Origin of the sequence: Streptomyces sp. NPDC001530 (genome assembly GCF_042894545.1) — a bacterium.
Taxonomy (GTDB): Bacteria; Actinomycetota; Actinomycetes; order Streptomycetales; family Streptomycetaceae; genus Streptomyces.
In genome coordinates, this window is the sequence record NZ_JBIAVS010000013.1 from 333,476 (window position 1) to 344,426 (window position 10,951).

At 68.5% G+C, this 10,951-nt stretch carries 10 protein-coding genes; 8 read left to right on the forward strand and 2 right to left on the reverse strand.

Annotated elements, in window-relative coordinates:
- Positions 1-172 precede the first annotated feature (172 nt).
- The 5 genes from rpsO (at position 173) to ACFY0T_RS27765 (ending at position 5,702) form a co-directional block, all read left to right on the forward strand.
- Complete coding sequence (gene rpsO, locus ACFY0T_RS27745; RefSeq protein ID WP_030041128.1) at positions 173-460, forward strand: 30S ribosomal protein S15; 288 nt, start codon at positions 173-175, stop codon at positions 458-460.
- 364 nt (positions 461-824) lie between these two features.
- Positions 825-3,041, forward strand: a complete 2,217-nt coding sequence (locus tag ACFY0T_RS27750; protein ID WP_388875935.1) for a polyribonucleotide nucleotidyltransferase — start codon at positions 825-827, stop codon at positions 3,039-3,041.
- The gene (locus ACFY0T_RS27755) at positions 3,038-4,417 is read left to right on the forward strand and encodes a M16 family metallopeptidase (protein ID WP_388875938.1); all 1,380 of its coding nucleotides are present in this window, start codon (positions 3,038-3,040) and stop codon (positions 4,415-4,417) included. The genes ACFY0T_RS27750 and ACFY0T_RS27755 overlap by 4 nt, the downstream gene beginning before the upstream one ends.
- Before the next feature lie 47 nt (positions 4,418-4,464).
- Positions 4,465-5,217, forward strand: a complete 753-nt coding sequence (gene dapB, locus ACFY0T_RS27760) for a 4-hydroxy-tetrahydrodipicolinate reductase (RefSeq protein ID WP_388875941.1) — start codon at positions 4,465-4,467, stop codon at positions 5,215-5,217.
- A 32-nt stretch (positions 5,218-5,249) separates the two neighbouring features.
- Positions 5,250-5,702, forward strand: coding sequence for a hypothetical protein (locus tag ACFY0T_RS27765; RefSeq protein ID WP_388875942.1), 453 nt, complete (start codon positions 5,250-5,252; stop codon positions 5,700-5,702).
- Between the two features lie 143 nt (positions 5,703-5,845).
- Here ACFY0T_RS27765 and ACFY0T_RS27770 read toward each other — a convergent pair whose 3' ends face one another.
- On the reverse strand, positions 5,846-6,403 hold the full coding sequence (locus ACFY0T_RS27770) for a hypothetical protein (RefSeq protein WP_388875944.1): 558 nt from the start codon (positions 6,401-6,403) through the stop codon (positions 5,846-5,848).
- Positions 6,404-6,493: 90 nt separating this feature from the next.
- Complete coding sequence (locus ACFY0T_RS27775; protein WP_388875947.1) at positions 6,494-6,733, reverse strand: hypothetical protein; 240 nt, start codon at positions 6,731-6,733, stop codon at positions 6,494-6,496.
- A gap of 243 nt (positions 6,734-6,976) precedes the next feature.
- Here ACFY0T_RS27775 and thyX point away from each other — a divergent pair, with 243 nt between their 5' ends.
- The 3 genes from thyX to ACFY0T_RS27790 all read left to right on the forward strand — a co-directional run bounded on the left by thyX (position 6,977) and on the right by ACFY0T_RS27790 (position 10,649).
- The gene (gene thyX / locus ACFY0T_RS27780) at positions 6,977-7,717 is read left to right on the forward strand and encodes an FAD-dependent thymidylate synthase (RefSeq protein WP_388875950.1); all 741 of its coding nucleotides are present in this window, start codon (positions 6,977-6,979) and stop codon (positions 7,715-7,717) included.
- Positions 7,718-7,927: 210 nt separating this feature from the next.
- On the forward strand, positions 7,928-8,827 hold the full coding sequence (gene dapA, locus ACFY0T_RS27785; protein WP_388875953.1) for a 4-hydroxy-tetrahydrodipicolinate synthase: 900 nt from the start codon (positions 7,928-7,930) through the stop codon (positions 8,825-8,827).
- A gap of 136 nt (positions 8,828-8,963) precedes the next feature.
- Entirely contained in the window at positions 8,964-10,649 is a 1,686-nt protein-coding gene (locus tag ACFY0T_RS27790) for a ribonuclease J (RefSeq protein ID WP_388875956.1), read from the forward strand.
- Positions 10,650-10,951: the final 302 nt, after the last annotated feature.

Sequence of the window (10,951 nt, forward strand, 5' to 3'; positions counted from 1 at the left end):
ACGCGTCCGCCCAGGCTGGTACCCTGTGTAACGGCCGTTTGTGTACGCACCCCCGGAGCCCACCGCTCTGGAGGTCGCGCCCAGCGGATCCCCGCCTCCCGAGTAACGGAAGCTCCCCTGAGATGTGGACCAGGGGCACTCGGTGGCACACATGAGACTACGAGGAGTACGCGTGTCGCTCGACGCCGCTACGAAGAAGCAGATCATCAGCGAGTTCGGTACCAAGGAGGGCGACACCGGCTCCCCCGAGGTCCAGGTCGCCATGCTCTCGCGCCGGATCTCGGACCTGACCGAGCACCTCAAGACCCACAAGCACGACCACCACTCCCGCCGTGGTCTGCTGATCCTGGTCGGTCAGCGTCGCCGCCTGCTGCAGTACCTGGCCAAGAAGGACATCCAGCGCTTCCGTGCGCTGGTCGACCGCCTGGGCATCCGCCGCGGTGCGGCGGGCGCCAAGTAAGACGCCGTGAAGGGAGCGGTTCCCACTCTTGGGGAGCCGCTCCTTTTGCTGTACGTGCTGCTGTACGTCTCTGTACGTGCGGAGTGTCACTGGCGCTTTGTAGTGTGGTAGCACACCGCAGTACGCAGGACACAGCACGTACGAACACAGCGTGATGACGCCGTACCCGCCGGGTGCGACACCGTCACGACAACGAACGAGGAGAAGCGCACCTCGCCGCCGCCGGTCCTCGGTAGTGGCCCCCGGGGGATTGCGAGCCCCGGGTGCTTCGATCGAAGACCGGCCCGCACCAGAAGGAGCGCCTCTCCGCCACCGTCCCCCTGCCACACGGGCAGGCCGGGACGAAGACGAGGAGAAAACGCTAGTGGAGAACGAGACCCACTACGCCGAGGCCGTCATCGACAACGGCTCCTTCGGCACCCGCACCATCCGCTTCGAGACGGGCCGCCTGGCCAAGCAGGCCGCCGGCTCCGCCGTGGCGTACCTGGACGACGACACCATGGTGCTGTCGGCCACCAGCGCTTCCAAGAAGCCCAAGGACCAGCTCGACTTCTTCCCCCTCACGGTGGACGTCGAGGAGCGGATGTACGCCGCCGGCAAGATCCCCGGCAGCTTCTTCCGCCGTGAGGGCCGTCCCTCCGAGGACGCCGTCCTCACCTGCCGTCTCATCGACCGCCCGCTGCGTCCTTCCTTCAAGAAGGGCCTGCGCAACGAGATCCAGGTCGTCGCGACGATCATGGCGCTCAACCCCGACCACCTGTACGACGTCGTGGCGATCAACGCCGCCTCCGCGTCCACGCAGTTGGCCGGTCTGCCCTTCTCCGGCCCGGTCGGCGGCGTCCGCGTCGCGCTGATCAACGGCCAGTGGGTCGCGTTCCCGACGCACACCGAGCTCGAGGACGCCGTCTTCGACATGGTCGTCGCCGGTCGCGTCCTGGAGGACGGCGACGTCGCGATCATGATGGTCGAGGCCGAGGCCACCGACAAGACGATCCAGCTGGTCAAGGGCGGCGCCGAGGCGCCGACCGAGGAGGTCGTCGCCGCCGGTCTCGAGGCCGCGAAGCCCTTCATCAAGGTCCTGTGCAAGGCGCAGTCGGACCTCGCCGCGAAGGCCGCCAAGCCGACCGCCGAGTTCCCGATCTTCCTGGACTACGAGGACGACGTTCTCGAGGCCCTGACCGCCGCGGTCAAGAGCGAGCTCGCCCAGGCGCTCACCATCGCCGGCAAGCAGGAGCGCGAGTCCGAGCTGGACCGCGTCAAGGAGATCGCCGCCGAGAAGCTGCTCCCGCAGTTCGAGGGCCGCGAGAAGGAGATCTCCGCCGCCTACCGAGCGCTGACCAAGAAGCTGGTCCGCGAGCGCGTCATCAAGGACAAGGTCCGCATCGACGGCCGCGGCGTCACGGACATCCGTACGCTGGCCGCCGAGGTCGAGGCCATCCCGCGCGTGCACGGCTCGGCGCTGTTCGAGCGTGGCGAGACCCAGATCCTGGGCGTCACCACCCTCAACATGCTCCGCATGGAGCAGCAGCTGGACACCCTCTCCCCGGTGACCCGCAAGCGCTACATGCACAACTACAACTTCCCGCCGTACTCCGTCGGTGAGACCGGCCGCGTCGGCTCCCCGAAGCGCCGCGAGATCGGTCACGGCGCGCTCGCCGAGCGCGCCCTCGTGCCGGTCCTGCCGACCCGCGAGGAGTTCCCCTACGCGATCCGTCAGGTGTCCGAGGCCCTCGGCTCCAACGGTTCGACGTCGATGGGTTCGGTCTGTGCCTCCACCATGTCGCTGCTGAACGCGGGTGTGCCGCTGAAGGCCCCCGTCGCCGGTATCGCCATGGGTCTGATCTCCCAGGAGATCGACGGCCAGACGCACTACGTCGCCCTCACCGACATCCTCGGTGCGGAGGACGCCTTCGGCGACATGGACTTCAAGGTCGCCGGTACGAAGGAGTTCGTCACCGCCCTCCAGCTCGACACCAAGCTGGACGGCATCCCGGCCTCCGTTCTGGCCGCGGCCCTCAAGCAGGCCCGCGACGCCCGCCTCCACATCCTCGACGTGATGATGGAAGCGATCGACACGCCGGACGAGATGTCCCCGAACGCCCCGCGGATCATCACCGTCAAGATCCCCGTGGACAAGATCGGCGAGGTCATCGGCCCCAAGGGCAAGATGATCAACCAGATCCAGGAGGACACCGGCGCCGAGATCACGATCGAGGACGACGGCACCATCTACATCGGTGCCGCCGACGGCCCGGCCGCCGAGGCCGCCCGTGCCACGATCAACGGCATCGCCAACCCGACCATGCCGGAGGTCGGCGAGCGCTACCTGGGCACCGTCGTGAAGACGACGACCTTCGGTGCGTTCGTCTCGCTGCTCCCGGGCAAGGACGGTCTGCTGCACATCTCGCAGATCCGCAAGCTCGCCGGCGGCAAGCGCGTGGAGAACGTCGAGGACGTCCTCGGTGTGGGCCAGAAGGTCCAGGTCGAGATCGCCGAGATCGACTCCCGCGGCAAGCTCTCCCTCATCCCCGTGATCGAGGGCGAAGGCGACGACGAAAAGAAGGACGACACCGACAAGTGACGTCGAGTAGCTCCACGGCGACGGCCCGCACCTCTTCGGAGGCGCGGGCCGTCGCCCGTACCCAAACCCTCATCAAGGGCCAGAACGGCATCGGTACGGTCCGTAAGACCACCCTCCCCGGCGGCCTGCGTATCGTCACCGAGACCCTGCCCTCGGTCCGCTCGGCGACCTTCGGCATCTGGGCGCACGTCGGCTCCCGCGACGAGACGCCCACGCTGAACGGCGCCACGCACTACCTGGAGCACCTGCTCTTCAAGGGCACGTCCCGGCGCAGCGCCCTGGACATCTCCTCCGCCATCGACGCGGTCGGCGGCGAGATGAACGCGTTCACGGCGAAGGAGTACACGTGCTACTACGCGCGCGTGCTCGACACCGATCTGCCGCTCGCCATCGACGTCGTCTGCGACATGCTCACCGGCTCGCTCATCCTCGAAGAGGACGTCAACGTCGAGCGCGGCGCGATCCTCGAAGAGATCGCGATGACCGAGGACGACCCGGGCGACTGCGTGCACGACCTGTTCGCGTACACCATGTTCGGCGACAACCCCCTCGGCCGCCCGGTCCTCGGCACGGTCGACACGGTCAACGCCCTCACCGCGGACCGCATCCGCCGCTTCTACAAGAAGCACTACGACCCCACGCACCTGGTCGTGGCCTGCGCGGGCAACGTCGACCACAACAAGGTCGTACGCCAGGTCCGCGCCGCCTTCGAGAAGGCGGGCGCCATCAAGGAGGCCGTCGCCGAGCCGATCGCCCCGCGCGACGGCCGCCGCGCGATCCGCACCGCGGGCCGCGTCGAGCTCCTCGGCCGCAAGACCGAGCAGGCCCACATCGTCCTCGGCATGCCGGGCCTGGCCCGCACCGACGAGCGCCGCTGGGCGCTGGGCGTCCTGAACACCGCCCTCGGCGGCGGCATGTCCTCCCGCCTCTTCCAGGAGGTCCGCGAGAAGCGCGGCCTGGCCTACAGCGTGTACTCGTACACCTCGGGCTTCGCCGACTGCGGCCTCTTCGGCGTGTACGCGGGCTGCCGGCCGAGCCAGGTCCACGACGTGCTCAAGCTCTGCCGCGACGAGCTCGACCAAGTCGCCGAGCACGGCCTCTCGGACGACGAGATCGGCCGCGCCATCGGCCAGCTCCAGGGCTCCACCGTCCTCGGCCTGGAGGACACCGGTGCGCTGATGAACCGTATCGGCAAGAGCGAGCTGTGCTGGGGCGAGCAGATGTCCGTCGACGACATGCTGGCCCGGATAGCGTCGGTCACCCCGGACGAGGTCCGTTCGGTCGCCCGCGACATCCTGGGACAGCGGCCCTCGCTGTCGGTCATCGGCCCGCTCAAGGACAAGCAGGCGTCCCGTCTGCACGACGCGGTCGCGTAACCCCGTCCCTGCAAGGTCTCTGCAAGGTCTCTCTAAGGAACGAAGCAATGAGCAAGCTGCGCGTGGCGGTCCTCGGTGCCAAGGGCCGTATCGGAGCCGAGGCGGTACGAGCCGTCGAGGCCGCCGAGGACATGGAGCTGGTGGCCGCGCTCGGCCGGGGCGACACACTGGAGACGCTGGCCGAGACCGGCGCCCAGGTCGCCGTCGAACTGACCACGCCGGCCTCGGTGATGGACAACCTCGACTTCTGCGTCCGGCACGGTATCCACGCCGTGGTCGGCACGACGGGCTGGACCGGCGAGCGCCTCGCGCAGCTCAAGGGCTGGCTGGCCCAGTCCCCGGAGACCGGCGTGCTCATCGCGCCCAACTTCTCCATCGGGGCCGTACTGACCATGAAGTTCGCCGAGGTGGCCGCGCCGTACTTCGAGTCCGTCGAGGTCGTCGAGCTGCATCACCCGAACAAGGTCGACGCCCCCAGCGGCACCGCCACGCGCACCGCCCAGCTCATCGCCGCGGCCCGGGAGCGGGCGGGCAGCGCCCCGCAGCCCGACGCCACGGCCACCGCGCTGGAGGGCGCCCGCGGCGCGAACGTCGACGGCGTCCCGGTGCACGCGGTCCGCCTGCGCGGCCTGCTCGCCCACCAGGAGGTGCTGCTCGGCGGCGAGGGCGAGACCCTCACCATCCGCCACGACTCCCTCCACCACAGCAGCTTCATGCCGGGCATCCTGCTCGGCGTCCGCCGCGTGGTCAGCACGCCGGGCCTCACCTTCGGCCTGGAACACTTCCTGGACCTCGGCTGAGCCGGGGGACGGACAACAGATAGTCGGCAGACATGCGCGCGAAGATCACCTACGCCCTCACGGCCGCCGTCCTGGTCGTCTATTTCGTCCTGGTCGGCAGCCGAGGCGTGCTCCTCATCCAGAACGGCACCCTGATCACCGTCACCTTCGGTGTCGCGGTGCTGGTCCTGCCGGTCATCGGCATCTGGTTCCTCTGGAAGAACACCCAGTTCGTCCGGAAGGCCAACCGGCTCGCCGCCGAGCTCGACGCCGAAGGCGGCCTGCCCGTCGACGAGTTGAGGCGCACCCCCGGGGGCCGCATCGACCGCGACTCGGCCGACGAGGTCTTCGCCAAGCGCAAGGCCGAGACCGAGGACGCCCCGGACGACTGGCGCAGCTGGTTCCGCCTCGCGGTCGCCTATCACGATGCCCGCGACACCCCGCGCGCCCGCAAGGCGATGCAGCGGGCCATCGCCCTGCACGAGGGCAGGTCCGTGGAGGCCTGAGGCCGTACGGGGCTCAGCGCTGACGCGCACACGAAGAGGGCCGGTCCGCGCGCTGCGGACCGGCCCTCTTCATGTGCGCTGTGGAGGCCTACTGGCCCTTCGCCGCGCCGTGGGAGGCGTCCTGGCCCTTCGTCGTGGGGACCTCAGCCCCGCCCGTACTCGTCCGCCCACACCTCGATGGCGTCCGCCGCGCGGTCGAAGGCCTCCATACGCGCCAGGAAGTCGGCGTTGTGCGTGGTCAGCAGGGGCGGCACGTCTTCGGGCGCCCGATCCTTGCGTACGAGGACCAGCGCCTGCCCCTGGACGGTGCGCGGCAGCCCGAGCCAGCGCACCGGCTGCTGCACCGTCCGCACCACGGCGACCCGCTCCCAGGGCGTCGTACTCGTCAGGAAGAAGCCCACCCGGCGCAGACCCCGCGCACTCACCCACACGCCCATGCGCAGCAGCCGCAGCGCGCAGAGTATGGCGACCGCGGCGCCGCCCAGACAGGCCGCGGCGGCGGTCGGGGTCCCGGTGAGGGCAATGATCACTGCGGCGACGAGCACGTACGAGGCGAGCAGCAGGACGAGCGCGGCCGCGCCCACCCGGCACGGGCCCGGCCGGTAGGGGCGCCGCCAACGGTCGCGGTCGTCATAGGGCAGCGCGAGATCGTCCGCCGCCTCGTCAAAGGCACGGTCCGCCGTCAGGAAGGGCAGGGGCACGACTGATCCTCACTCAATCCACGCATGGGCTCTGCCCGGTGAGGCTATCGAGCCAGGTGCTCGCTCACCACCCTTGGGGGTCCGGAAGGGTCAGCGCCCGTCCGAGGCCTCGGAATGCTGCGTCTTCGCAGGTGACTGATCCTGGGACAGGGCGGGCATGCCGAGGACCAGTGACCCGATGAGCCCGGCGACCACGGTGAGCCCGATGAGCCACCGCCCGGCTATCTGTCCGGCGGACGCCCGCTCGCGGGGTGGGGGAGTGACATTGCTGCGGAACTTGTCGGCCTCGGCGATGAAGGCGAACGGAACGGGCTCGCGCCGACGGAACATGGGGGCTGCTTCTCCTCTGGAGACTCGTAGGGGCTCAGGGCTCAGGCGCCTGGCGACCGGCGACTCGAACGAAATCGCCGTCACCCCTACAGACGAGCGAATGCCCCATCAGGTGCCCAGAATCACCGAATTCGCAGAAGTTCGCCGATGAATGTCGCGGCAAGGTACCGAACGCCCCGTTGTCAGTGCCGGGCCGTAGAGTGGGCGCCGCCCGAGCCTGTGATGGGAAGGACCCTCCGAACCGTGACCGACACCCCCGCCGACGACCTCAAGCCCAGCTTCCGCAGCGATGTCACCGTCGAGCTGATCAAGCACTCCGCGTCCGACGCCGACGTGCTGTTCGCCGCCCGTGTCTCCACCGCCGGGGAGCAGTCCCTGGACGAGCTGAAGAAGGACCCGGAGCGTTCGAAGGGCCTGATCAACTACCTGATGCGGGACCGGCACGGCAGTCCCTTCGAGCACAACTCGATGACGTTCTTCATCAGCGCCCCGATCTTCGTCTTCCGCGAGTTCATGCGGCACCGCGTGGGCTGGTCGTACAACGAGGAATCGGGCCGGTACAGGGAGCTCCAGCCCGTCTTCTACGTCCCGGACGAGTCCCGCAAGCTGGTCCAGGAGGGCCGCCCCGGCAAGTACGTCTTCGTCGAGGGCACCCAGGCCCAGCAGGAGCTCACGGGCCGTGTGATGGAGGACTCATACCGACAGGCGTACGAGGCGTACCAGGAAATGCTCGCCGCCGGCGTAGCCCGTGAGGTGGCCCGCGCCGTCCTCCCGGTCGGCCTCTTCTCCTCGATGTACGCGACGTGCAATGCACGCTCGCTGATGCACTTCCTCGGCCTGCGCACCCAGCACGAGCTGGCCAAGGTCCCGTCCTTCCCGCAGCGCGAGATCGAGATGGTCGGCGAGCGGATGGAAGCGGAGTGGGCCAAGCTCATGCCGCTGACGTATGCGGCCTTCAATGCCAACGGGCGCGTGGCGCCGTAACGCGCTTCCGCATGCCGTCCGGCACAGATGTACGGTTCAACCGGGCGAAGTGTCCGTATTGCGGCATTTCGCGAAGTTCATCTAGCCTGATCAAACGGACCCGGCACTGCTTGAACCCCCGAGCAGGCAGTGCCGGGTTCCACCTTTGTCGCGCTTTGTCGTGTCCCCCGAGGGCAGACCACGCGTTGAGCAGCGAGTAGCGTGTTACCCATGGCTCCGACCTCCACTCCGCAGACCCCCTTCGGGCGGGTCCTCACCGCCATGGTCACGCCCTTCACGGCGGACGGCGCACTCGACCTCGACGGCGCGCAGCGGCTCGCTTCCCACCTGGTGGACGCAGGCAACGACGGCCTGATCATCAACGGCACCACCGGCGAGTCACCGACCACCAGCGACGCGGAGAAATCGGATCTCGTACGAGCCGTACTGGAGGCGGTCGGCGATCGCGCCCACATCGTCGCCGGCGTCGGCACGAACGACACCCACCACAGCATCCAGCTCGCCCGCGCCGCCGAGAAGACCGGCGCGCACGGCCTGCTGACCGTCACGCCGTACTACAACAAGCCCCCTCAGGAGGGCCTGTACCGGCACTTCAAGGCCATCGCCGACGCGACCGAGCTGCCGGTGATGCTCTACGACATCCCCGGCCGCAGCGGCGTGCCGATCAACACCGAAACCTTGGTGCGCCTGGCCGAGCACCCGCGTATCGTCGCCAACAAGGACGCCAAGGGAGACCTCGGCCGGGCCAGCTGGGCCATCGCCCGCTCCGGCCTCGCCTGGTACTCCGGCGACGACATGCTGAATCTGCCGCTGCTCTCCGTGGGCGCCGTCGGCTTCGTCTCCGTCGTGGGCCACGTCGTCACCCCGGAACTGCGCGCGATGCTCGACGCGTACGTCTCGGGCGACGTGCAGAAGGCCACCGAGATCCACCAGAAGCTGCTCCCCGTCTTCACCGGCATGTTCCGCACCCAGGGCGTCATGACGACCAAGGCCGCGCTCACCCTCCAGGGCCTGCCCGCCGGACCGCTGCGCGCCCCGATGGTCGAGCTGTCGCCCGAGGAGACCGCCCAGCTCAAGATCGATCTTGCCGCCGGCGGGGTAGAGCTCTAACCACAGACTTCACAACTGAATACGCATGACCCGCAGGCCATCGGCCTGCACCCCACACAGACAACTGCTACTGCACGAACGTCACGCGCGCCACGTGCCTTGCCAGGTACGTGGCGCGCGTGGTGAGGAGAGTCTTTTGAGTCATCCGCATCCTGAACTCGGCCCGCCGCCGAAGCTCCCCGAGGGCGGCCTCCGGGTCACCCCGCTCGGCGGCCTCGGTGAAATCGGCCGGAACATGACGGTCTTCGAGTACGGCGGCCGCCTTCTGATCGTCGACTGCGGAGTGCTCTTCCCCGAGGAGGAGCAGCCCGGAATCGACCTGATCCTGCCGGACTTCACGTCCATCAGGGACCGCCTCGACGACATCGAGGGCATCGTCCTCACCCATGGCCACGAGGACCACATCGGTGGCGTCCCCTACCTCCTGCGCGAGAAGCCGGACATCCCGCTGATCGGCTCCAAGCTGACCCTCGCCCTGATCGAGGCGAAGCTCCAGGAGCACCGCATCCGCCCGTACACGCTCGAGGTGGCCGAGGGGCAGCGCGAGCGCATCGGCCCCTTCGACTGTGAGTTCGTCGCGGTCAACCACTCCATCCCGGACGCCCTCGCGGTCGCCATCCGCACACCTGCGGGCATGGCGGTCCACACCGGCGACTTCAAGATGGACCAGCTCCCGCTGGACGGCCGGCTCACGGATCTACACGCGTTCGCACGGTTGAGCGAGGAGGGCATCGACCTCCTGCTCTCGGACTCCACGAACGCCGAGGTCCCGGGCTTCGTCCCGCCCGAGCGCGACATCTCGAACGTGCTGCGCCAGGTCTTCGCCGGCGCCAGCAAGCGGATCATCGTGGCCAGCTTCGCCAGCCACGTCCACCGCATCCAGCAGATCCTGGACGCGGCCCATGAGTACGGCCGCCGGGTGGCCTTCGTCGGCCGCTCGATGGTCCGCAACATGGGCATCGCACGTGACCTGGGCTATCTGAAGGTCCCGCCGGGCCTGGTGGTCGACGTCAAGACGCTGGACGACCTTCCGGACCACGAGATCGTGCTCGTCTGTACGGGCTCCCAGGGCGAGCCGATGGCGGCCCTGTCGAGGATGGCCAACCGGGACCACCAGATCCGCATCGTCCAGGGCGACACGGTGATCCTGGCCTCGTCGCTCATCCCGGGCAACGAGAACGCGGTCTACCGCGTCATCAACGGCCTGACCCGCTGGGGCGCGAACGTCGTCCACAAGGGCAATGCCAAGGTGCACGTCTCCGGCCACGCCTCCGCGGGCGAGCTGCTGTACTTCTACAACATCTGCAAGCCGCGGAACCTGATGCCGGTGCACGGCGAATGGCGCCACCTGCGCGCCAACGCCGAGCTCGGCGCCCTCACCAACATCCCGCACGACCGCATCGTCATCGCCGAGGACGGCGTCGTCGTCGACCTCGTCGGGGGCAGGGCCAAGATCTCCGGCAAGGTCCAGGCGGGATACGTGTACGTCGACGGCCTCTCGGTCGGCGACGTCGGCGAGCCCGCGCTCAAGGACCGCAAGATCCTCGGCGACGAGGGCATCATCTCGGTCTTCGTGGTGATCGACTCCAGCACCGGCAAGATCACGGGCGGCCCGCACGTCCACGCCCGGGGCTCCGGCATCGACGACTCCGCGTTCAGCGATGTCATTCCGAAGATCACGGAGATCCTGGAGCGCTCGGCCCAGGACGGCGTGGTCGAGCCCCACCAGCTGCAGCAACTCATCCGCCGCACCCTGGGCAAGTGGGTCTCCGACACCTACCGTCGGCGCCCGATGATCCTCCCGGTCGTCGTCGAGGTCTGACCCCCTCGCACGCGCCAACCTGGAGCGGGGCGCCTCGATTTGCATCGAGGCGCCCCGCTCCAGTACGTTTACGGCTCCGCCTGAACGGGAACCCGGCACAATCGTGTGCCTGGAACCACCCGAGCGGGACGGAAATTCCGACTCAGAATCTCTGATAAAGTCGGAACCGCCGGAAAGGGAAACGCGAAAGCGGAAACCTCGAAAGCGCCGAGGAAATCGGATCGGAAAAAGATCTGATAGAGTCGGAAACGCAAGACCGAAGGGAAGCGCCCGGAGGAAAGCCTGAGAGAGTCTCTCGGGTG